Raw genomic sequence first — 23028 nt, forward strand, 5'->3', positions numbered from 1 at the left:
GCTTACTCGGCGATCAGGAGTTCGATGCCGGCCTCGCGCAGGCCGTCCCGGTATTGCGGACTGATATCGCCGTCGGTGATGACAGTGTGAACGCGGTCGAGCTGCACGATACGGTGCAAGCTGATGAAGCCGAACTTGGAGGAATCGGCCAGCACGATGACTTTTCTGGCGCGCTCGACCATCTTGTGGTTCAGGCTGGCTTCCGCCTCGTGGTGGGTCGTCACGCCGAACTGCAGGTCCAGCCCATCGACGCCCAGGAACAGCTTGTCGAAACTGTAGGCCTGCAGGCAGGCTTCGGCCTGCAAGCCCTGGATGGACAGCGCCTGCTTGCGCAGCAGGCCGCCCGTCAGAATGAGGTCGACGCCTGCGGCATTGACCAGCTCCCACGCGATATTCAAACCATTGGTCAGCACCGTCACGTTCTGCACGTCGCGCAGGTGGCGCGCCAGCGACAGCGTCGTCGTGCCCGAATCGATGATGATGTTTTCGCCCGGCTTGACCAGGCGCGCAGCCAAGGCGCCGATGCGCTCCTTCTGCTCGTGATTCAGTGCGTCTTTTTGCGACACCGTGTGTTCCGTCGGCGGCATGCGTGCCAGCGTGGCGCCGCCGTGGCTGCGGATGGCCAGGCCCTGCGCCTCGAGCGCACTCAGATCGCTGCGGATCGTCACTGCCGAGACCTTGAGTTGCTTGACGAGTTCACTGACCTGGACCGAGGCTTGTTCGGTAAGAGCTTTAAGAATGGTGTCGCGGCGCTGACCGGTTTGACCCATGATTGGATACGCAGATTTAATAAAAAAACAGCTTACCAGATTGGCGCACCGCCAGCACACCATGTGCTTGCCGGCGCATCATTGCGTGCCTGCCAGGCGGTCGAGCGCTGCCGGGTTCAGCGGTATGCCGACCTGCTGCGCTGCATACACGGCCGCACCGAGCACCGGCGGCAGGCGCGGCGCCATCAAGCGATACGCGCCGGCACTGCTGGTAGCCAGCGCGCTGGCAAACGGCGCACGTAGCGGGCCTTCCACGCCGAACAGGCCGCCCGAATACGAGACCGTGACTTCGGTGCCTGGATCGACCCCGAGCTGGCCCCGCACCGCATCGACCAGTGCGGCCACCTCCACCGCAGCCGACTCGAGGATCGCTGCTGCCTGCGCATCGCCGAGCGCTGCCGCTTCGGACACGAGGCGCGACAGCGCGGCCACCTTGCTGCGCTCTCCTTTGAGCTCGCCATAGACAACCTGGCACAGGTCGAGGTCATGCTGCAGCGCCAGACGGGTGCGCATCAAATCATGCAGCGGCCCGCGCGGCGCGCGGCCATCGCTCATGCGCGAAAACAGCGCGAGCCCGGCCCGGGCAATCCAGTAGGCCGAGCCCTCGTCGCTGAACAATTCGCCCCACCCGCCGGCACGCGCGCCTTGCCCGCCGATGCGCCCATAGGCCATCGAGCCGGTGCCCGCGATGACGCTGATGCCGTCGGCGCAGGCCAGCGAGCCGGCCCAGCTGCACACCATGTCGTTGTCGCACAGGTAGCGTCCATGGCCCAGCACGGGGCGCGGCAGCGCATCCAGTTGCGGCTGCACGGCGCGGTCTTCGCCGTACGCGGGCAAGCCGAAGAACGCGAACGCGACGTCGTTCGCGGTCACGCCGGCTGCCGCGAACAACCCGGCGCAGCCGCGCGCCAGCACGTCAGCAGCACCTTCCATGCCGACTTCGAGGTAGTACGCGCTGCTCTGCTCATTGCGCGCCAGGACCTGGCCCTGCCGGTCGATCAGCGCGAACGCCGTCTTGGTGCCACCGCCGTCAACCCCGAGAAACATCGTTGTCCTCCGCCAGTGGATAAATCGTGACGCCCTGCACCACGCGATTGACGGTGCCCGACACGCTCGGCGTATCCGGGCGCAAGCCCAGCGCCAGCGACTGCAGCAGTGCGAACGCCTGGCAGAACACGATGTACGGTAGCGCCAGCGCCAGGTCCGGGGCTTGCCCGACGCCATCCAGCGTGATGCAGGCGTCACCCAGCGCCGGTTCGTCGCGGCCGCTCAGCGCCAGCACGCGGCCGGCCCGGCCATCATTGCGCAGCTCGCGCAGCAGGTCGAGGTCATAGCGGCGGGCACGGGGATCGTTCGACAACAGCACGACGACCAGCGTGTCGGCATTGACGACCGTCTTCGGCCCATGGCGAAAGCCCAGCGGCGAGTCGAACAGCGCGACGACCTGGCCATCGGTCAGTTCGAGCAGCTTGAGCGAGGCTTCACAGGCCAGCCCGCGCAGCGCATTGCTGCCAAGGTAGACCACGCGGCTAAAGTTCTGGGCCACCAGCCCGTCCAGCAGCGGCAGCATTGACGCCAGCACCTGCGCGGCCGCAGCCGATGGCCCGGCGGTAGCGCCCGGCGCCAGCACGCCAAAGGCGCTCGCCGCAGTCAGCAACATCGATGTAAAACTGGTGGTCATGGCGAACCCGCGGTCGTGCGTGGCATCCGGCAGAAGGATCGCATACGCATTGTTGCGGCCCTGCGCCATCCGGCACAAGGCGCCGTCGGCATTGCAGGTGATGACCAGGTGGTAAATCTCGTCCACCACCCCGTCGGCCAGATCGACCGCCGCAACACTTTCCGGGCTGTTGCCCGAGCGGCCGAACGATACCAGCAGCGTCGGCACCTTTGGCTGCAGGAACTGGCGCGGGCCCGACACCAGGTCGGTGGTGGGCACGGCGTCTGCACGCCAGCCGCCGCCCAGCAACGCCGGCGCCAGGCATTCGCCGATGAAGGCCGAGGTGCCGGCGCCCGTCAGCACGATGCGCAGGTCGGGCTTCGCGAGCAAGGGCCCCAGGAACGCGTCGAGCGCGCTGCGCTGATGGGCGACCAGTGCCTCGATCTCGGGCCAGATGGCCGGTTGCTGCGCGATTTCGCGCGCGGTAGCGCCGGCGCCGGCGGCATCGAGCCGCTCCGCGCCAATGCCCAGAATATTCCTGTCAGCGACTAACATGCTTCCAACTCCTTCGTTGCGGCGCCTGCCATGCAGGCCGCCATGTATTGGCGCAGCACTCTGGCCACGCCTTCTTTGAGCAGATCGACCGGCTGGTTGTTCAGCCGCCCTTCGCGCACGGCGTCATATTGGAACGGCAGGTACTGGCTCAGCAGCGTGAGCGGCGGTGGCGTACGTTCCAGGTTGGCCAGCAGGCGCGCCTGCGCGGCCTGGATGGCCGGATGCGGCCAGTAGTAGCGGATCCGGTCACTCAGGCTGTATTGCTGGTCGAAGCGGGCGCGGCGCGGCTCATTGTCGTAGTACTTTTGCCACTGCGCCGGCTCGGCACGCATCACGTCCAGCACCGTGTCCTTGAACCCGGAGCCCTTGCCATCGCCCGCCATCGCTGCCTCGATATCGGCCAGCGCCCACAGCGTTTCGCGCAGAGCGAAGGTCGCGCCGGGGCCCACCTTGAGGATCGCAAAATGGCCGGCGACGAGCGCGGCCAGGTTGGCCGCCGTCTGGTAGTCGGTCGAATGGGCCTCATAGACCAGCGTGGGTACGTCTTCGATCATGCGGCCAAGGTCCACCGCGCGCTCGGGTCGGAAGTCGATTACCTTGTGGTGGTCGAATTCAACGCCCGGCTGCACCACCAGGCCAACCACGCGCGGCCACGCCGCATCCAGTCCGGCAGCAGCGAACGCAGCGCGGTGCGCCGCGATCGTCTGCGTCGCCGCGGCAGGCGTCGTAACGCTCAGTTCGGCCAGGTCTTCATGGGCGCCGCCGGGCACCGGCACTTCGGTGCCCACCACATACACGGGCGCTTCGCCGCCAGCCGCCTGCCAGGCCCGCTCGGCGACGGCGCACAACCGCGCAGCCCGCGCGGCTACTACCTCATCCTGCAGCGGCACCGGGTCGCCGGCGCACGACATCGAGCAATCCAGATGGATCTTGCGAAAGCCCGCCGTGACGTATTGTTCGATCAGCACCTCGGCCTTGGCCATGGCCGCATCCGCGTGCTCGCCCTGCCAGGCATTGGGGCCCAGATGGTCGCCACCCAGCAGCACACGCTCGCGCGCCAGGCCAACGCGGTCGGCGATGGCGTAGACGAAATCACGGAACGCGCTCGGGGTCATGCCGGTGTAGCCGCCATCCTGGTTCACCTGATTCGACGTGGCTTCGATCAGCACCGGCTGCGCCGGCCCCGCCGCGAGCGTTACTTCCATCGCTGCCTCGAGCACGATCGGATGCGCCGAGCACACCGCGTGGATCCCGACGGCTTCGCCGGCCTTGTGCCGGCGCACCAGATTCAACATGTAGTCCATTTGTCAGGCTCCTTCGGTTGATTCGGCAGGCGCGACATCGTCCGCCTGCAGCGCAAGAAACAGCGCAGCCGCCAGCGCCAAGGCGATGCCGGCCAGCCGGTAGCCGCCCGGCACGGCGCCGGCCAGCGCCATTGCGATCACGGTGGTCAACAGCGGCGCGCCGGCATTGACCAGCGGCGACACCGTCAGCGCCTTGCCGTGCCGGAACGCATACACCAGCGTCAGCGCACCGATGGCATTGAGCACCTGGGTGGCAGCGGCCAGCAGCGGCCCGGATGGCCCGTAATTGATCGGCTGCGAGAAATCGGTCATCGCCAGCGCCACTGGAATGCAGAGCAATGCGCTCGCGGTCATGTAAAAGAAGATGCTTTCGGCATCCATGCGCGTATTGGCCAGCTTGATGAAGTACGCCTGCAGGCCCCATGCGACCAGCACGCCGATCGCCAGCACGAACCACAGCCCGTACTGCTGCGGTGCGCCGCCCGGGTTGAAGTCGAACAGCGGCAATGCGCACACGGCCAGCACGATGCCGAGCACGCCCATGCGGCCCGTACGCTCATGCAGGAACAGCAGCGAGAGCACGATCGTGATGACGGGCGAAAGCGAAATCAGCGGGAAAATCAGGTAGGCCGGGCCGGCCTTGACTGCGTAGAACAGCACCATCTGGCCACCCGCGCCCAGGAGGCCAATGGCCAGCCCGTAGCCTACGGCAGTGCGATCGCGGCGTACGCGCCAGCCGGAGCGCGCCAGCACAAACAACGCCGGCGGCACCATCGTCAGCGCCCACACCACATACACCAGCGTTTCGGGGAAGCCGTTCTGGGTGGGCAAGCCGGCGAACGCGCCCCACACGCCCCACAGCAGCGCTGTCGCCAGCGCGTAGCCAAGCCAGCGCGGCCTGGCAGCACCGGTGGCGACTTGTTCAGGCAAAGTTCTCTTTTCGACGGTGTCTGCGGGATTCACAGGGCCACCCATGCTGCCAGCCCGGCCATGCAGTACGCAACTCCATCGCTCGATATGCTTTTCATCCGTATCTTCCTCCGCCAGGTGCGTTTGTTTCAAACGTTTTCGTTGCCATCGATGTGATAGTAAAGAAGTGCCAAACGAAAAGCAAAGTCTTTCCAAATATTTTCGATATCGCGTGTTTTTGATGACAAAATCGCGCCTTTTATTTTCGAATACTTTCGATTACCATCTGGACAACGGATGTACGTGCCGTCCCACCTTTTCCGCCCGCAGACAAATTCATCGTCAGGAGATTTGCATGAACCATCGCTGGACTGAACCACGTGAACCCAAAACCTGGACCGTTGTGTGCGGCAGCCTGGCCGCTGCCCTGGCGCTGTCGTTAATGCAGGTGCATGCAAAATCTCCAGATGCCCCCCTGGCTCCGGCAGGCCGCTGGGAAGGCAATACGAGCGGCAGCGCCAGCACGCCGCCGATGGGCTGGAACAGCTGGAATGCGTTTCGCACGGAAGTCGACGAAGGCAAGGTCATGGGCGCGGCACAGGTTCTTGCCGACAGCGGTCTTGCAAAGCTCGGCTACAACCATGTCATTCTCGACGATGGCTGGTGGATGAAACGCCGTACCAGCGATGGCCGCCTGCAGATCCGTACGGGCATCTTCCCGTCTGCCGCCACCGGTGGGCCGGACGGCACCAGCTTCAAGCCGTTCACCGACAAACTGCACGCGATGGGCTTCAAGGCGGGCATCTATACAGACGTCGGCCGCAATGCGTGCTCGCAAGCCTACGACCTGCATTCGCCCAACCTGCCACAAGGCACGACCGCCGAACGCGAAGTGGGCCTGGACGGCCACGTCACGCAGGACATCAATCTGTATTTCAAGGAATGGGGCTTCGACTACCTGAAGATCGACGCCTGCGGCCTGGCCGATTTCATCCCGGGCTCGGACCTGGTCAGGAAGCAGAGCTACCGCGGCATGGCGCCGCTGATCGAACGCGGGTCGATCAACCGCACGGATGTCGGCGCCGTGCGCGCCCGTTACGAAACCGTTGCTGCGGCAATCAAGGCGGCGCGCCCGCTGGGTGATTATGTGATGTCGATCTGCGCCTGGGGCATGGCGAACGTGCGCAGCTGGGGCAAGGATGTCGGCAACCTGTGGCGCACCAGCGCCGATATCACGCCGAGCTGGACCAGCATGCTGCACAACTTCGACAGCGCTGCCAAACGTGCGCTGTACGCAGGCCCCGGCCACTGGAATGACCCCGACATCCTGCACATCGGCCATGGCGAATTCGATGCCAGCAACCCGGTCGAAGTGCGCTCGCATTTTTCGCTGTGGGCGATGATCAATGCGCCTTTGCTGATCAGCTATGACTTGCAGCATGGTCCGGCGTCGCTGCTCGCCGTCCTGGGCAATGCGGACGTGATTCGCCTGAACCAGGACAAGGCCGGCCACCAGGGCATCGTCGCCTATGATTCGAACGATGCGCAGATCATCGTCAAGACGCTGGGCGACGGGCAGCGCAAGGCAGTGGCGCTGTTCAACCGTGGCGCAGCGCCCGCACCGGTGACGCTGCTGGCGATGCACCTGAAACTGGCGGATGGGGCACCGGTCACGCTGCGCAACCTGTGGACGAAGGAAACCTTGAGCTTCACCGGCGAAAAAGCCTTCACGCTTGCGCCGCACGAGACGCTCGTGTTCGAAGTGCACGGCAAACGCCAGCTGGAAAACGGCGTGTATCTGTCGGAAATTCCTGGGTCGATCAACGTCGCCGTTGACGGGACGCGCCAGCCGCAACTCGATCCGACCGTCCATCGCATGATCGACCCGTGGTCGAGCACCCGCTCCGGCGGCTCGCGGCCCCAGTACGCGGGCTGGGGCGGCGCGCAGCCGGATGCAACGCCGTTTGGCCAGAGCCTGCAGGTGGCCGGCCAGGTGTTTACGTCGGGACTTGGCGTGCTGTCCAATTCGCGGCTTCAGGTGAAGAACGATGCTGGCTACGCGCGCTTGACCGCATCGGTTGGCGTGGATGATTCGACTGAAAACACCAAGGAGCTGGTGCGCTTCTACGTGTATGGCGATGGAAAACTGCTGGCGGCAAGTGCGCCAGCAAGGTTTGGATCGAAGGCCCAGGCATTGACGGCCGATGTGCGTGGCGTGAAGGTCGTTGAACTGGTGGTGCGGGACGCCAAAACCGGCAACGCGGTGCCTGTCGTTGCGACCTGGGGGGATGTTCGGCTGACGCAGGCGGCTGCTGCTGTGGCGGGTCCGCGACCGTCGGGCAGCGCCCGCATCTGAGTACCGGGACACGACACCACCATGACCTCATTCACCGGCCTCGACACCCTCGTCTTCCTCATCTACTTCGTGGCCATTTCGGCCTACGGCATCTGGATCTACTGGAGCAAGAAACGCTCATCGGGCAAGGCCACCCACGACTTTTTTCTGGCCGAAGGCTCGCTCACGTGGTGGGCCATCGGCGCCTCGCTGATCGCATCGAACATCTCGGCCGAGCAGTTCATCGGCATGAGCGGAGCGGGCTTTCGCATCGGGATGGCGATCGCAGTATATGAGCTGATGGCCGCAGCGACGCTGGTCATCGTCGCCGTGTTCTTCATGCCGATCTACCTGAAGAACCGCATCTATACGATGCCGCAATTCCTCGAGCAGCGCTATGGCCCGGCGGTGGCGGCAACGATGGCGGTGTTCTGGCTTGGCCTGTACGTGGTGGTCAACCTTACCGCCATCCTGTACCTGGGCGCGCTGGCGATCAGCAGCATCGCCGGGCTGAACGTGCTGGCCTGCATGCTGTTCCTGGCCGTGTTCGCGACCGTCATCACGCTGGGCGGCATGAAGGTGATCGGCTACACCGATGTGATCCAGGTGCTGTGCCTGGTGATCGGCGGGCTCGTCACGACCTGGATCGCGCTCGACCTGGTAGCGGCGCTGGCCGGTGGCCAGGGCGCGGTGCGAGGCCTGAGCGAACTGTATCTGCGCGCCGGCGAGCATTTCAATATGGTGCTCACGCGCGACGATCCCAACTACATGGACCTGCCCGGCATGTCGACCATCATCGGTGGCATGCTGATCGTGAACCTCAACTATTGGGGCTGCAACCAGTACATCGTCCAGCGCGCGCTGGGTGCGAACCTGCACACGGCGCGCAAGGGGCTGCTGTTTGCCGCCTTTCTCAAGCTACTGATGCCGGTGATCGTGGTCTTGCCCGGTATAGCGGCCTACGCGCTCGACAAGTCCGGCACGCTTGGCGAGGCGATGCGGCCGGACGGTGAACTGAATCCCGACCGCGCTTATCCTACCCTGCTGGCCCTGCTGCCGGCCGGGCTCAAGGGGCTCGCGTTCGCTGCGCTCGTTGCGGCGGTCGTTGCGTCGCTGGCCGGCAAGGCCAATAGCGTCGCGACGATCTTCACGCTCGACGTCTACAACAAGCATGTCAACCGCGGGGCCAGCGAGCAGCGCATGGTCTGGATCGGCCGGATCTCGGTGGTGGCGGCGATGGCCATCGCCGTGCTGCTTGCGCCCTTGCTGGGGATCGACAAGAAAGGTGGCTTCCAGTACATTCAGGAATACACCGGCTTCGTCTCGCCCGGCATCCTGGCGATGTTTTTGCTGGGCTTTTACTGGCGCAAGACCACCGCTGCGGCAGCCATGTTCGCCACGATCGGCGGGCTGGTGTTCTCGGTGTTTCTCAAGTTCTTGCCAATGGTGATGGACCTGGGGTTTCTGGCGCCGATCGGTTTTGCGGTCAATAACGGCGCTGGTGGTTACGAAATCCCTTTCCTTGACCGTATGCTGATCGTGTTTGTCATGGTGGTCATTGGCATGGTTTTGTTGAGCACTACGGCGCAGCGGGATGGCAGCCACAAGCGCATGGTGATCGACCGGTCGATGTTCCGCGTTGATCGCGGATTTGCGATTGGTTCGGTGGTTATTTTTGCCGTGCTGGTGGTGATTTACGGCGGCTGGTAGTTTGATTGCACGTTGTCGCGCCAGTTCGATTTGTGGTTCGAAGGGAATGAAATCAGCAGCGCGCTCCTGTTCACAGCCGGGTCCGTGTCCGAATGTCAGACCTGACCCCGGCTTGTATCTGTTATAGCAACCATGTTCCCGCGCAAAAAGCAATTGTCCTTTGACATGATTGCTGCTATAATTGCGGCCCTTTTACAACAAAACCCCCGGTAGCACATCTGCTATCGATCGCTTTCCATGCCGTGCATGGGAACCGAACCCCGGGCCAACCGCCCACATCAAGCAACGTTCGCCGCATGGTGGTTGAACGGCACTCAGCGTCATTAACACGCACACAGCACCCGGCACGCGTTGCGCACACCGCAAGCGCCGGCTCGCCTTTGCCATTGTCGCCGCGTCGACAGGCCTGGCACGCGCTGTCTGCATCACGACCATGTCGCGATCTCCGCCGCGGGCCTCGTTGCCTGCTGCGATTTCATTTCATCCGACGGATCGAGGGAGAACCACACCGTGGCAAAACAAATCATCATCGACCAGGTCTTCAAAGTCTTCGGCGACAAGCCGGAAGCCGCCCTGGCCCTGGTTCGTCAGGGCGCCAGCAAGCAGGATATCCTGGCGCAGACCGCCTGCACCATCGGCGTGTTCGACGCCAGCTTCACGATTGAAGCAGGCGAAATTTTCGTCATCATGGGCTTGTCCGGGTCGGGCAAATCGACCATGGTGCGGATGCTCAATCGCCTGATCGAACCAACCTCAGGGCGCATCCTGATCGACGGCAATGACATCAACACCCTGCCCGATGCCCAGTTGCGCGCGCTGCGCCGCAAGGACATCAGCATGGTGTTCCAGTCGTTCGCGCTGCTGCCGCAACTTACCGTGCTCGACAACACGGCGTTCGGCATGGAGCTGGCCGGCACGCCGAAGGCCGAGCGCCATGCGCTGGCCTTGCAGGCGCTGGACCAGGTGGGCCTGGCCGGGTATGGCGCCAGCTATCCGGACGAATTATCGGGCGGCATGCAGCAACGCGTGGGCCTGGCCCGCGCGCTGGCGTGCGATCCCGCCATCCTGCTGATGGACGAAGCGTTTTCGGCGCTCGATCCGATCATGCGCACCGAGATGCAATCGGAGCTGCTGCGCCTGCAGCAGATCAAGCGCCGCACCATCGTGTTCATCTCGCACGATCTCGACGAAGCGATGCGCATCGGCGACCGGGTGGCCATCATGAAGGACGGGCATGTGGTGCAAGTGGGCACGCCGGAAGACATCCTGCGCCAGCCTGCCAACGACTACGTGCGCAACTTCGTGCGCGGTGTCGATGCCGCGGCCGTGTTCAAGGCCGGCGATATTGCCCGTAAAAGCCAGATCGTGGTGTCGGAGTCGCCGGCGCGCGGCTCGCGCGCAGCGCTGTCGATGCTGGAAGAACAGGATCGAGCCTATGCCTACGTCGTCGACCCCCAGCAAAAATTCCTGGGCGTGGTCTCGGCCGACTCCCTGCGCAGCGCGCTCGACGGCCACGTCGGCCCGCTGGGCCTGGCACATGCCTACCTGTCCGATGTCACCACCATCGACGCCGATGAACCGGTGGCCGGCCTGTTCGGCCAGGTCGCGCAGATGCCGTATGGCGTGCCTGTGGTGACGAACGATGGCAAATACCGCGGGGCCATCAGCAAGACCACGTTGCTGAAATTCCTCGACCGCGATACGCCGCCCCTCGCCGCATCACATATCCCGAAAGGACAAGCATGAATCCCGGCACCGCTGCAGCGACCCAACCGGTCGCCCCACAAGCTGAGCAGATCAATCCATGGCTGCCGACGCCGCCGCGCGATACCTCCTGGCTCGACGCCGCGCCAGCCGCCTCGCCCGATCAGGCCGGCGTCGGGCTGTCCGACCTGCTGAACGGCTCGCTGTCGCTCCAGTCCGGGATCAACGATGCGCTGGGCTGGGTGGTCGAACACTTCCGCCCATTCTTCCAGATTGTGCGCGCACCCATTGACGCCACGCTCGACGCCGTCAGCGCGCTGTTGCTGGCTGCGCCAGCGCTCGCGGTAATCGCCGTCATCGGCGTGCTGGCCTGGCAATTCACGACCCGGACGCTGGCCATTGGCACCGTGATTGCGCTGCTGATCGTATCGATGCTGGGCATCTGGTCCGACGCCATGATCACGCTGTCGCTGGTACTGACCTCGCTCGCGTTCTGCATGGTGATCGGCTTGCCGCTGGGGATTTTCCTGGCCAGTAGCGACCGTGCCCAGAACCTCCTGCGTCCACTGCTCGACGCCATGCAGACCACGCCGGCCTTTGTCTATCTGGTGCCGGTGGTGATGCTGTTTGGTATCGGTAATGCGCCGGGCGTGATCGTGACAATCATCTTCGCCCTGCCGCCGCTGGTGCGCCTGACCAATCTCGGCATCCGCCAGGTGCGGCCCGACCTGATCGAGGCGGCACGCGCATACGGTGCCTCGCCGTGGCAGTTGCTGACCCGCGTCCAGTTTCCACTGGCGATGCCGTCGATCATGGCCGGCATCAACCAGTCGCTGATGCTGTCGCTGTCGATGGTCGTGATCGCCTCGATGATCGCCGTCGGCGGTCTGGGCCAGATGGTCTTGCGCGGCATCGGCCGCCTGGACATGGGTCTGGCAACCGTGGGCGGTCTGGGCATCGTGCTGCTGGCAATCACGCTGGACCGCTTGACGCAGGCGATGGGACAACCACGCCGTGGCGTACGCCACTGGTACCAGACCGGCCCGGCCGGGCTCATCCTGCGCCTGACGCGCGGCAAGCCACAATCATAAAAAGGAACACGAATGCATCGCATGAGAAAATTTACGATCAAACACCAGTCACAACGCATGTTTCGCTGGATCGCCACCATTGCGCTTGGCGCACTGGCGCTGAGCACCCACCTGGCCATGGCACAAACACCGGCAGACGCCCTTCCCGGCAAGGGGGTGAAGGTGCAAGCGCTGCAAAGCCCGGTGGCCGAAGAGACATTCCAGACCATGCTGGCCGACCGCGCGCTGGCAGCGCTGGGCTACGCACCGCAACCCATCAAGGAAGTGGAATACCCCACGGCCCACGTCGCCATTGCCAATGGCGATGCCACGTTCCTGGCGGTGCACTGGGATCCCTTGCACAAGGATTTCTATGACAACGCCGGCGGCGACGCCAGGTTGCTGCGCACCGGCGAGTACGCCGGGCCAGCAGCCCAGGGCTACCTGATCGACAAGGCCACTGCCGACAAATACGGGATCACCAATATCGGCCAACTGCGCGAGCCGCGTCTGGCCAAGCTGTTTGACAACGACGGCGATGGCAAGGCGGACATGGCCGGTTGTAATCCGGGCTGGGGTTGCGAAGCGGTGATCGAACAGCATATGGACGGCTTCAAGCTGCGCAGCACGGTCACGCATGTGCAGGGTAATTACTCTGCACTGATCGCCGATACCATCGGCCGCTTCAAGCGCGGCGACCCGATCCTGTATTACGCCTGGACGCCCTACTGGGTCAATGGCGTCCTGATCCCGGGCAAGGATGTTGTCTGGCTGCAGGCACCGAAGACGGCGTATCCGGGCAAGCCCGATACACGCCTGGCCGATGGCAGCGACTACGGCTTTGCCATCAACACGACACGCTTTGTCGTGAACCGCGCCTGGGCCGAGAAGAACCCGGCAGCCGTGAAGCTGTTCCAGGTGATGCGCTTGCCCGTTCCCGATATCGACGCGCAGAACGCTCGCATGCGCAGCGGTGAAAACTCCCAGGCTGACATTGCGCGCCATGTGTCGGGGTGGATCAAGTTTCATCAGAAGGAATTTGATGGCTGGATTGTGCAGGCGCGGGCGGCGGCGGCGCGGTGAGATTGCCGCAGTCATGGTGAAGCGTCGTCAGGACGCAGAGATTGCTCTAGTCATGAAGGTGGCTGCCTGGCCGTGCTTGAACCATCTGTAGAGCCCCGTGATCAAGACTAAGCTAGTGGCAATGTCGAGCCAGGTTCACCGCAGTTCAGATCCTGGCTACCATGGTCGCCGACGTGCAGCGACCGCGGCACCTGCAGCGCGACTGGGCGGTGAACGGGGCTTGCCGAACGTCGCAAGCCTCAGCCTCAATGCCCGTGCGGCCTGCACGACGACTCAGTTCGCTGATATCCCCAAAGCCAGCGAGGTTCCGGCCCGCGCCCGGTTCGACATGGTGCCACCGAAGCGATGTGCTGCACGGATCGCGCGGTCAGGCTGCCCGCCCATGTCGATACCCTAGCGGGCCAAAACCGCCAGTCGGAGTGAGGCTATCCGGACACCGACTACCTGGTGTTTGCTGCGTGGCGCAACTTCGTGCTCTCAGCGAAGGTTGATCTTCGGGCAACTCATCCATTTCTACAGCGCGCTGCACAGCCCCAGCGTCCTGCGAAGTTGGTCATCTGAGGCGCCTCCGTCCCTACAAGCCTGGTTGATTAGCTGAGAAATTACTGTAAGTGTTGGCCGTGAAGTTATCCGTTTTTGATGCACTAAACGTTGGTTAGTTACATTTTAACGCAGTTTTTCGTTAGTGTCCAGCCTACTCCAGCCGATTTCCTGATCACTCCATGTGTGCCTGCGCGTCGATTCGCGTTCACCCTCCATGATTTAGATTATCGGCAGACCACAGTTGGATCGTGTGTTACGAGGCCTTTGGGCAGGCGCGCATCATTCCTGGGTGTATCGCCAGAGTCAGGTCGAACAGGATCTCGTACTTCCCGCGTGGATCACCGAATACCGCCGGATCGACGGCATTGCGCCGACGTTCGCACACGAAAGGACAAAGCCGCCCAGCCCACCCTGAAGCAGCATGCATGCTTCCCATTCGAGATCACGCAACTGTGCGTGATCTCGCTTTAGTACATTCCTGAGCCATCCGCCCTGCTCTCGGTAGTCGACGCACCATGCCAGGCTATTGATCTTGCATTTGGCAACAATTGGAATGACTTCGAATCATCCTGCGGAGACATGCTCGTCCGCCGAGGCCAATCGCCGCGAAAAGCAGGACGGTCCAGCCGTAGACGTACGTTTGTGACTTCAGCAGGGAGAGGCCGCAGGCACCCACTCCTCATCCTACAGAGGCTTTGTCACCCAGCAATACTACTCTCCAGCAATCCGATAGGCTCGACGATCCAACCCATCAACATCTAGGAGGGGGCATCAATGCTGCATGCACATCAAGCCGCGACGAAAGGAATCCTTGCCATCATCATCGTCTGTATGAGCTGCATGGCCTGCACCGCGGAATGGCGTGGCTCGACCGCGCCGCCAGAGGATGCGACACCGATGCTGCCGGGAGGGCTGGACAACCCGGCCTTCCTGGCCTGGCTCGGTCCGGTGCCAGCCGGCCTGACACGGGATCAGGTCGGCCAACGCAGCACCGCCGTGTTTGATCTTGTAGTGAAGGAGATGGCTGCCGACCATGACCTGAAGGCCTTCACCTGCAAGACGCCGGCCGAAGTCGGCCCGGTGCCGATGATGGACGCGGTGGAACGCTATATCGACGGACTGCCGGAAAGCCAGGACGATGATGCCCTGTTGCATGGGCTGAACCAGGCTGCCCGTGCCGGCAACTGGATTGCGCGCGCCAACCTGTTTTTCCTGATGAGCCAGCGGCAACAGTTGGATCTGGTAGGGGAGCTACGGATGATCCAGCTGCTTGAATGGATGCACAAGCGCAGGCTTGGCGCCCTGTATGCCTTCGTGGGCGACGCGATCATGGCGTCAGGTATCACCAATGGTCTCTCGGGAAACGGACCCACTGCGATGGATGAATTCGCGGCGCTGCGCAACAGCTACCAAGCCCAATACGAGGTCGGGCAAGACCTCAAGAAAAGCGCTGACCCGGACAAGGTCCGGCTGGGCGAACGGATGATCACCTGCGCGCTCGGCTCTTCCCCGGCCTATGCGCGTGTGTTTACCGGTGAAGCGAAAAAGCGACGCGATGCCCTCTATGAGAAAGAGCACGAGGCCAGCTTTTCGCCACTGCACCGTGCGGTGCGTGACGGTGACGTCGCGCAGGTGGAGAAGCTGCTGGCAGTGCCCGGCACCGACGTCAACGCCAAGAGCAGCCGCGATCAGACTCCGCTGGATATGGCATTTCTCGGCAAGGTGCAAGAAGCCCGCATCGTCGAGGCGCTGATCAAGCGGGGAGCGAACGTGGCCGGAAACGGCGCGGTCGACAAGCGCGCCGGACGCTACGATCAGGACGAGGTACTGAATCGCGCGATCAAAGCGAACCCGGCGGACCTGCAGGTCGTCGAAATGCTGGTGAAGGCGGGAGCAGAACCATTTGAACGGACAGCAGTGCATGAAACAATCATTACCACCCCGTTTAGCGATTCATTCGACGCCTACGAGTCCGGTAGGCAACCGGCGATACTCGAGTTTCTCCTGTCGACGAGAAAGCTGGACCCACGATCGGCGCTGGCGGGTGAATACCTTGAACACGCGGTCAGCCATCCGAAGGTACTGGCGCGTCTGCTCGGCTACGGCATCAAGCCCGAGCATGCGGACGATCTACTGTTCGAGCTAGCGAGCGCCGGTTCGTATCCCGCTACCCTGGCGGTGCGTCAGCAGTACCTGGCAATCGCTGCCGATCTGGTCCAGCACTACCCAAGCATGGCGAAAGCGATCAGGGGTGAAGATGGATACCGCAGCATGAAGCGGGCAGTTTCCATCTGCAACCTCGAATTCGCAAGTTGGCTTCTCGACAAGGGGGCATCCATGCGTCCCACCGATGGTGATGACCCGGGCGCACTCGTCTCGGCGGTTGTCGATCACTGCGACAAGACGTATTCTCCATCACCTGATACAGATTCGTCGGCTGACCGCGACCACTGGCGCATGGTGTTCCTTGGAAAGCTCAAGGCCAAGAGCTACGACTTCAACGTCGAGGCAAACGGATGTCCGGCCTGGTCGTACGGTGGCAGCAGTTGCCTGGGCCCCGAAGACGACAATCTGACATTGGCGCTGCTGGCACTGGGGGCGGATCCGTACCTTTGGTATCCTCGCCAGGACCGCAGTGCGCTGGTCTGGGCCATTGACCGCTGCAGGACAGTGGTGCTGGATGCAATGCTGGCGAAACCACCGAGCAAGCTCGACGCACTGACCATGAAAGGACTCGACGCTGCACTGGAAGCGACGACAAGAGAACCGTGGCCGGGCCTGAACTGCCCCACGGACTTCATGGGCAAGACAGCGAGCATGCTGATCTCGTACGGAGCGGGTCGGGACGCAGGCAAGTGACAGCGTTCACGGCTGCGGCAAGTCTCGATGAGGGCCGGGTTGTAGACCACCACTTCTCATTGGCAGCCCAAAAAAAGCGCCATGCCACCATGGATTACTTCCTGTGCCCGCCACGGAGCGATTGACCTGTGTTGTACCAGTCAGACGCACGACATCCGAATTGTTTGCGTTACCGCATACTCGCGATTCTTGTCGGCTCAATAATTTCCCTTCGTAAAATCGAAGCCGGACTTGCCCGGTGCGGTCATGCGTGCCACGCCCATGCTGCCCTGCCCTGCCCTGAGAACGAATAACGGGAGCGCTTGAAGATGGTGACGTACACCTCCAGTGTGTGGGACCGGCTGATCGCGCCAATCCCCGCATGCGCCGTCGAGCGGCGACCGCTTCAGCTAACGCTGGCGCAATACAAGCTTGCCATTGCACGCGACCTCGAAGCCCTGCTCAACACCCGCGTTGCCATTTCCCCGGAAGAGCTGGCGACGTACCCTGCCTGCAGGGAATCCATCGTCAATTTTGGCCTGGCTGACTTCGCCCAGCTGTGCCTTACCAGCAGTACCGACCGCAAGAAAATCTGCGATCTGCTCACTGCGGCCATCGTGCGCAACGAACCGCGGCTGGCACAGGTACGGGCCCGGCTGGTCGAAGAATCTGGAAGGGTAAACCGACTCAGTTTCGCCATCTCTGGCCAGCTGCGCACGCTGGCCAATGACGACCGCGTGCAGTTCGACATCATGCTCGAACCCTCGAGTCTGCAGTACGCCATTCGCTGATCCCCGGAGGCCAGATGAAGAGACTCCTGAAAGCAATCCGCCTGTATTACGAGCGCGAACTCTCCACCATGCAGTCCTTCAACGCCGAGTTCGCCGCCGAATTTCCCGCCCAGGCCGGTCAGCTTGGTATGGAAGGCGGGCAACGCAACGATCCCCATATCGAACGTTTTATCCAGGCCACGGCATTATCGAACGCTCGTATTGCCAAGCTGATCGATGACAATGATTACAAGGTGACCGAGGCACTGCTGCAGCTCAATTATCCTCATTACTTGCAACCTTTTCCCTCCACCGCCATCGTGCGCGTCGATCCCAGCGCCGGTCTTGCGACGATGACGGCGCCAGGGCTGATTCCCCGTGGCGCCACGCTGGTGGCCCGCTCGGCCGACGGACCCTCGTGCCGGCTGCGCACCGTGTTCGACGTGCACATCACCCCCCTGGTTGTGGCAAAGGTGGCCTTTCAGTCGTACTTCAACTTGTCGCCGGCGATGCCGCGACCGGCCGCTGTCACCACGATGCTTTCCATCGACATCGAATCAAAAGCGGCCACCCTGAGCCTGGGGCTGGTGCAGTTGGACAGGCTACGCCTGTTCATCGATGCCGAACCGTCTCTGTGCGCGACCACACGCGACCTGCTGTTCATGCATGCCAAGGCGGCGTACCTGGAGATCGACGGCAATTGGCTGGCTCTGCGCACCGTGCCGCTCAAAGCGGTGGGATTCGATCCGCACGACGCAGTTCTTCCGCGCAGCAACTTGTCGCATCCCGCCTATCTGTTGCTGAGCGAGTACTTTGTCAATCCTGAGAAATTCAATTTTTTCGACATTGACTGGCAGGTGCTGGCGCCCCACCTGCCGGCCACGTGCCGGCGCCTCACCCTGCACCTGGGGTTGGCTGGCGTAGCTGCCGATACGCACACTGGCCGCGCACTGAGCCAGCTCTCGAGCGAGAACTTCGTACCCGGCTGCACGCCGGTGGTGAATCTGTTCAGGCACGCGGCCTGCCCGATTGAACTGACGCACATGACGCCTGATTATGCATTGCTCGCCGATGGCGTCTACGCCGACGTCTGCGACATTTATAGCGTCGACAAGGTGACCACAGTGCAGAAATCGCGCCACGGCCAGTCCTTGACCGAATTCCGGCCGTATTACTCGCTGCGCCATGGCGAGGCTGGCGGGCGCCAGGGCCGCTACTACGTGGTGCGCCGCGACGAGCTGGCAGCGCTGCGCCACCCCGGTCACGCCACGCGCATCGCGCTTGTTGACCTGGACCTTGATCCACTGGATATAGCCGATGCCAGCGTATCGATAGAACTCACCTGCACCAACCGCGATTTGCCCAGTCGGCTCTGCTACGACACCGCGGGCGGCGACCTCAAGCTTGAGCAGGCGACTGATGGCTATCCGCTGCGTTTCCTGCGCCGGCCAACTCCCCAGTACCGCTTCAATGCGCAGGACCATTGGCGCCTGATTGCCCACCTGTCGCTCAGTCATTGCGCGCTCTCTGCCGACGGCCTGCATCTTCTTCAAGAAACGCTGACGCTGTACGACTTGCCACAGTCGTCGGTATCACAACGGCAGATCGCGGGCATCGTTGCCCTGGAACAGCGTGAGACAAGCCTCTGGCTGCGCGACGACGGTCATAGCGCCCTGGTGCGGGGTCTTGCGGTGCGCGTTACGCTCGATGAGGACGCCTTCGCCGGCAGCGGCATCGACTTGTTCGTCTCGGTGCTCGACCATTTTTTTGGCCTCTATGTGCATTGCCAGAGCTTCACCCAGTTGACGGTTTTTTCGCATGCTAGCGGAAAGGAGCTGATCCGATGCCACCCACGCAACGGCGCGCGCAAGCTGGTCTGATCGACCGGTTGATCACGCATCCCTGCCGGTTTCATTTTTTCCAGGCCGTGCACCTGATCGAGCTATGGCTGCAGCGCGACGCGGCTTCGCACGGCAAAAAACTCGAGACGGTACTGCGTTGCAAAAACAGCGTCGCACTGGGCTTTCCGTCCAGTCAGATCGAGGCACTTGCCATTCACGCCGACGCCCCCGAGATTCCGGCGACACCAGACGGACCGGTTGCAGCGCCGGTGGGCCGCCTGCGCCACGTCCGCCTCACTCCGGCCTTCATGGGTTTTCTGGGCGTGCACGGCGTGCTGCCCTACGATTACACCGCCACGATCGCTGCGCAGGTTGCCTTTGAAAAAAACCACGCCGGCCGCGCTTTCTTTGATACCTTTTCGCACCGCATGATGGTCTTGTTCTACCGGGCCTGGGCCGCCTGCCACATTGAATCCGGCGAGGACGCCGACGGCCGCGACCGTTTTCTGGAGGCGCAACTGGCCCTGGCTGGCAGGCCCCGGCGCCCAAAGACAGAGCGGGCAGGCAAGGCCACCACCGTCATCCCCGCTGAAGTCCTAGCCCGCTACGCTGCGTTGATTCGTCATCGTCCCGTGCAGGGCGAAATGATCGCCGGCGTGCTGACCGACTTTTTTGGCGTGCCCTTTCGCACCGAGCCGCTGGTGGGTTGCTGGGTCGATGCTGGTCAAGACAATCGCACTGTCCTCGGTGTACAAAGCCATGTGCTCGGCTTTGGCAATATGCTGGGCCCCCGCTACTGGCGCCGCGATGCCCTGGTGCGCCTGTGGGTTGGCCCGCTCACGCGCCTCGACTTTGACCGTTTTCTTGCCGGGGGCAGCGCCGGCCCGGCGCTCAGGGAAATGCTGGCCCTGTTCGCCATGCCTGGCGTCGCATTCGAAGTGCGCCTCATTCTACGGGCCGCCGATGTCCGCCCGATCGCCCTCGACAACCGTGCCCGGCTGGGTCGAGCCTCGGTCGTGCTCACCGCGCCGCGAACGAAAGACCATGCCGACACCCGCTACCTGATCGCCTTTTAATTGCAGCCAGGATGGAGATACCCGTGGACCATGACAACGATTTTGACGTTGCCGACGAACTCAACAAAATCCTCACCGCCAGCAACCGCCCGCTGCGCATGCAGCTGGGTTTTCCCGACGGCGTGGCCAGCGACGTGCTGCTGCCGCAGCGGATCGAAGGGGTTGAGGCGATCTGCGACGGCATCGAGATGCGCATTGACTGCCTGGCGCTCGACGCGCACCTGCAACTTGACACGCTGATCGGGCTACCCGCGCAAGTGCAGATTGTGACTGACCAGGGACAGCTGCGCAGCATTTGCGGCATCGTCGCTACAGCCAGTGCCGGCGAAAGCGATGGTGGCCTGGCCAGCTACCAACTACTGATGCGCGATGCGCTGGCCATCCTCGACCTCGATGTCGGCACCCGTGTGTTCCTCGACCAGACCGAACTCGATGTCATCAAAACCGTGCTCGGCGAGGCGCGCCGCGCCAATCCGGGCCTGGCCGCGATGTTCGAGTTCGAACTCGAAACGGCGCTGGCGCTGCGCGACTTTCCAGTGCGCCGCCAGATCGTGCAATACAACGAAGGCACGGGCGCTTTCGTGCGCCGCCTGCTCCGGCGCCGCGGTGTTTCCTGGTTTTTCCGTCCAGGTCGCGCCGGGGAAGCAAGCGAACCTGCGGCGGCCGACGGATCGGCCTTGGCGCCGGCGCACACGATGGTGCTGTTTCAGGACGCCAGGCGGCTCAAACCAAGTAGCGCCGGCACCATCCGCTTTCATCGCGACAGCGCCACCGAAGAGCGCGACTCGATCACCGCGTTCGGCGCAGTGCGCGCCTTGCGCCCGGGCCGGGTGAGCCGTCATAGCTGGGATTACGCCAATCCTCGCGGCACCGACTTCATGCGCGCCAGCTTCGCCAGCGCCGACGATCAGGGCGTCAAGGGAAACAAGCTGGCCGCCACGCTGGACCACTATCTCACCGAGGCGCCGCACGTGCGCGACACCTACGAGGACCTCGAGGCGCTGGCCCGCCAGGCGCTGGAGCGCTCGAATTTCGAGGCCAGGTGCTTCCACGCCGAGGGCGGCGTGCGTGACTGCACCGCCGGCGAATATTTCATCCTGGCCGGCCACCCCGAGATCGACCGCCACCCGGACGCCGAGCGCGAGTTCATCGTGCTGTCCTCGCATATCACCGCGCAGAACAACCTGCCCAAGGAATACGATGCACGCGTCGCGCGCCTGTTTGCGCGCAACCGCTGGCACACCGATGCCGCCGACCTGCCCCTGGCGGCGCAGAACTGGTTCGATTCAAGCCAGTTCCGCTTCCAGTGCCGCCTCACCTGCGTGCGGCGCGACATCACCTTCGTGCCAGCCTGGGACGCGCGCGTCGACGTACCGCAGGCGCAATTGCAAAGCGCCATCGTCGTCGGCGCGCCGGGCGAGGCCGTCCACTGCGACGCCCAGGGCCGCGTCAAGGTGCAGTTTACTGCGATGCGCGCAGCCGACCATGCGCACGCCGAGGGCGCAGGCGCCTCGGGAACAGACCGCGACTCGGCCTGGGTACGTGTGGCCAGCAGCTGGGCGGGCACTGGCAGCGGCATGCATTTTGGCGCCCTGGCGCTGCCGCGCCCCGGCACCGAGGTGTTGATCGGTTTTCTGGGCGGCGACTCGGACAAACCCATCATCATCGGTCAGCTCTACAACATGCTGGCCCGCCCGCCTTACCTGGGCGCCGGCGCCTTGCCCGGCAATAAATATTTGTCCGGCATCAGAAGCCTGGAAATCAAGGGGAGCCGGGGCAATCAGTTGCGGTTTGACGATACGACCGGGCAGATCAACGCACAAATGGCGAGCGACCATGGCCGTAGTGAACTGAACCTCGGCTGGCTGACACAGCCACGCAGCGAGGGGCACGGCGCGCCGCGCGGCGAAGGCGCCGAACTGACCACCGACGCGCAACTGGCGCTACGCGCCGGCAAGGGCATGTTGCTGTCGGCCTGGTCGCGCCTGAACGACGGCGGCAAGCAGCTTTACCGTGCCGACTACCTGGCGCTGATGCAGGACTGCGTCGATCTGTTCCGCTCGCTGGGCCAGTTTGCGGCGCAAAACCAGGCGCTGCCCGTCGATGACAAGCCGCAGGACGAGCTGCAGGTCGCCATCAAGCAGTGGGATAACGGCAGCAACACGGCGCCGGCAGGCACTGGCGGCGGCGCGGCGGCGATCGGCGTCACGGCGCCGGACGGCATCAGCTTTGCCAGCGCCAAAACCATCGTCAGTTACGCCGCCGTCAACATTGACAGTGTCGCCCAGCGGCATATGCAAATGACTGCCGGGCAGCGCTATAGCATCAATGCCGGCAAGGGGATTTCGCTGTTTGCGCATCATGACGGCATCGCGGCCATCGCCCACCACGGCAAGCTACTGCTGCAAAGCCAGCATGACGACACAGAAGTCAATGCTGCGAAAAACTGCAAGGTGACGGCAACAGAAGGCAAAGTCACGATCATGGCACAGGAGATCGAATTCATTGTCGACAACGGTTCGTTCATCAAGCTCGGCAAGGACGGCCTGACGTTTGGCAGCAAGATGCCGCTCAAATTCCGCGGGCCCGACTTCGATTTCGACGGTCCCGCGACGATGGCAACGGCGTTCCCGTCGTTTGGCAACGGCGCTACCGACCTGAAATTTGTCGCCAAATATTACCCACATCAAGATGGTGGTCTGCCGGCTGCCGACCTCACCCACAAGATTGCCACCACCGCAGGCGAAACCCTGGAAGAAACAACTGACATCGCGGGTAAAACCTCCTTGCTCATGAGCGACGCGATGCACACCGCCGACATCGACATCAGCGACCCACCGCCGAACCAATAGGAGAATCG

15 protein-coding genes are annotated in these 23028 nt (G+C 63.2%); 10 read left to right on the plus strand and 5 right to left on the minus strand.

Translation table 11 applies throughout. From position 1 onward, the window contains the following. Positions 1-2: 2 nt before the first annotated feature. The 5 genes from agaR to AC1MGT_RS01295 all read right to left on the minus strand — a co-directional run bounded on the left by agaR (position 3) and on the right by AC1MGT_RS01295 (position 5219). Positions 3-770: a transcriptional repressor AgaR gene (agaR, locus tag AC1MGT_RS01275; RefSeq protein WP_499502630.1), complete on the minus strand. Its 768-nt coding sequence runs from the start codon at positions 768-770 to the stop codon at positions 3-5. A gap of 78 nt (positions 771-848) precedes the next feature. After that, the gene (locus AC1MGT_RS01280) at positions 849-1817 is read right to left on the minus strand and encodes an N-acetylglucosamine kinase (protein WP_499502631.1); all 969 of its coding nucleotides are present in this window, start codon (positions 1815-1817) and stop codon (positions 849-851) included. Continuing rightward, the gene (locus tag AC1MGT_RS01285) at positions 1801-2985 is read right to left on the minus strand and encodes an SIS domain-containing protein (RefSeq protein ID WP_499502633.1); all 1185 of its coding nucleotides are present in this window, start codon (positions 2983-2985) and stop codon (positions 1801-1803) included. Before AC1MGT_RS01285 ends, AC1MGT_RS01280 begins: the two co-directional genes overlap by 17 nt. Then, positions 2979-4289: a D-tagatose-bisphosphate aldolase, class II, non-catalytic subunit gene (locus AC1MGT_RS01290; protein WP_499502635.1), complete on the minus strand. Its 1311-nt coding sequence runs from the start codon at positions 4287-4289 to the stop codon at positions 2979-2981. Before AC1MGT_RS01290 ends, AC1MGT_RS01285 begins: the two co-directional genes overlap by 7 nt. A gap of 3 nt (positions 4290-4292) precedes the next feature. After that, positions 4293-5219 (minus strand): EamA family transporter, encoded by a 927-nt coding sequence (locus AC1MGT_RS01295; protein WP_499502637.1) that lies wholly within the window; start codon positions 5217-5219, stop codon positions 4293-4295. A gap of 334 nt (positions 5220-5553) precedes the next feature. On the opposite strand from AC1MGT_RS01295, the gene AC1MGT_RS01300 reads away from it, so the two are divergent. The 10 genes from AC1MGT_RS01300 to AC1MGT_RS01345 all read left to right on the plus strand — a co-directional run bounded on the left by AC1MGT_RS01300 (position 5554) and on the right by AC1MGT_RS01345 (position 23020). Next, positions 5554-7554 (plus strand): NPCBM/NEW2 domain-containing protein, encoded by a 2001-nt coding sequence (locus AC1MGT_RS01300; protein WP_499502639.1) that lies wholly within the window; start codon positions 5554-5556, stop codon positions 7552-7554. A 21-nt stretch (positions 7555-7575) separates the two neighbouring features. After that, complete coding sequence (locus tag AC1MGT_RS01305; RefSeq protein ID WP_499502641.1) at positions 7576-9243, plus strand: sodium:solute symporter family transporter; 1668 nt, start codon at positions 7576-7578, stop codon at positions 9241-9243. 510 nt (positions 9244-9753) lie between these two features. Beyond that, positions 9754-10989 carry a glycine betaine/L-proline ABC transporter ATP-binding protein ProV gene (gene proV / locus AC1MGT_RS01310; protein WP_499502642.1) on the plus strand — a complete coding sequence of 412 codons (1236 nt, stop codon included), beginning with the start codon at positions 9754-9756 and terminating at the stop codon, positions 10987-10989. Further along, a complete protein-coding gene (gene proW / locus AC1MGT_RS01315; RefSeq protein ID WP_499502644.1) occupies positions 10986-12038 on the plus strand; it encodes a glycine betaine/L-proline ABC transporter permease ProW in 1053 nt (350 codons plus the stop codon). The genes proV and proW overlap by 4 nt, the downstream gene beginning before the upstream one ends. 12 nt (positions 12039-12050) lie before the next feature. Continuing rightward, entirely contained in the window at positions 12051-13100 is a 1050-nt protein-coding gene (gene proX / locus AC1MGT_RS01320) for a glycine betaine/L-proline ABC transporter substrate-binding protein ProX (protein ID WP_499502646.1), read from the plus strand. Positions 13101-14417: 1317 nt separating this feature from the next. Then, entirely contained in the window at positions 14418-16502 is a 2085-nt protein-coding gene (locus AC1MGT_RS01325) for an ankyrin repeat domain-containing protein (RefSeq protein WP_499502648.1), read from the plus strand. 308 nt (positions 16503-16810) lie between these two features. Beyond that, entirely contained in the window at positions 16811-17272 is a 462-nt protein-coding gene (gene tssE / locus AC1MGT_RS01330) for a type VI secretion system baseplate subunit TssE (protein WP_499502649.1), read from the plus strand. 14 nt (positions 17273-17286) lie between these two features. Then, entirely contained in the window at positions 17287-19131 is a 1845-nt protein-coding gene (gene tssF / locus AC1MGT_RS01335) for a type VI secretion system baseplate subunit TssF (RefSeq protein ID WP_499502651.1), read from the plus strand. Further along, a complete protein-coding gene (tssG, locus tag AC1MGT_RS01340) occupies positions 19095-20168 on the plus strand; it encodes a type VI secretion system baseplate subunit TssG (RefSeq protein WP_499502652.1) in 1074 nt (357 codons plus the stop codon). Before tssF ends, tssG begins: the two co-directional genes overlap by 37 nt. A 23-nt stretch (positions 20169-20191) precedes the next feature. Then, a complete protein-coding gene (locus AC1MGT_RS01345; protein ID WP_499502654.1) occupies positions 20192-23020 on the plus strand; it encodes a type VI secretion system Vgr family protein in 2829 nt (942 codons plus the stop codon). Positions 23021-23028: the final 8 nt, after the last annotated feature.

The sequence above is a fragment of the Telluria sp. BA11 genome (genome assembly GCF_056680305.1).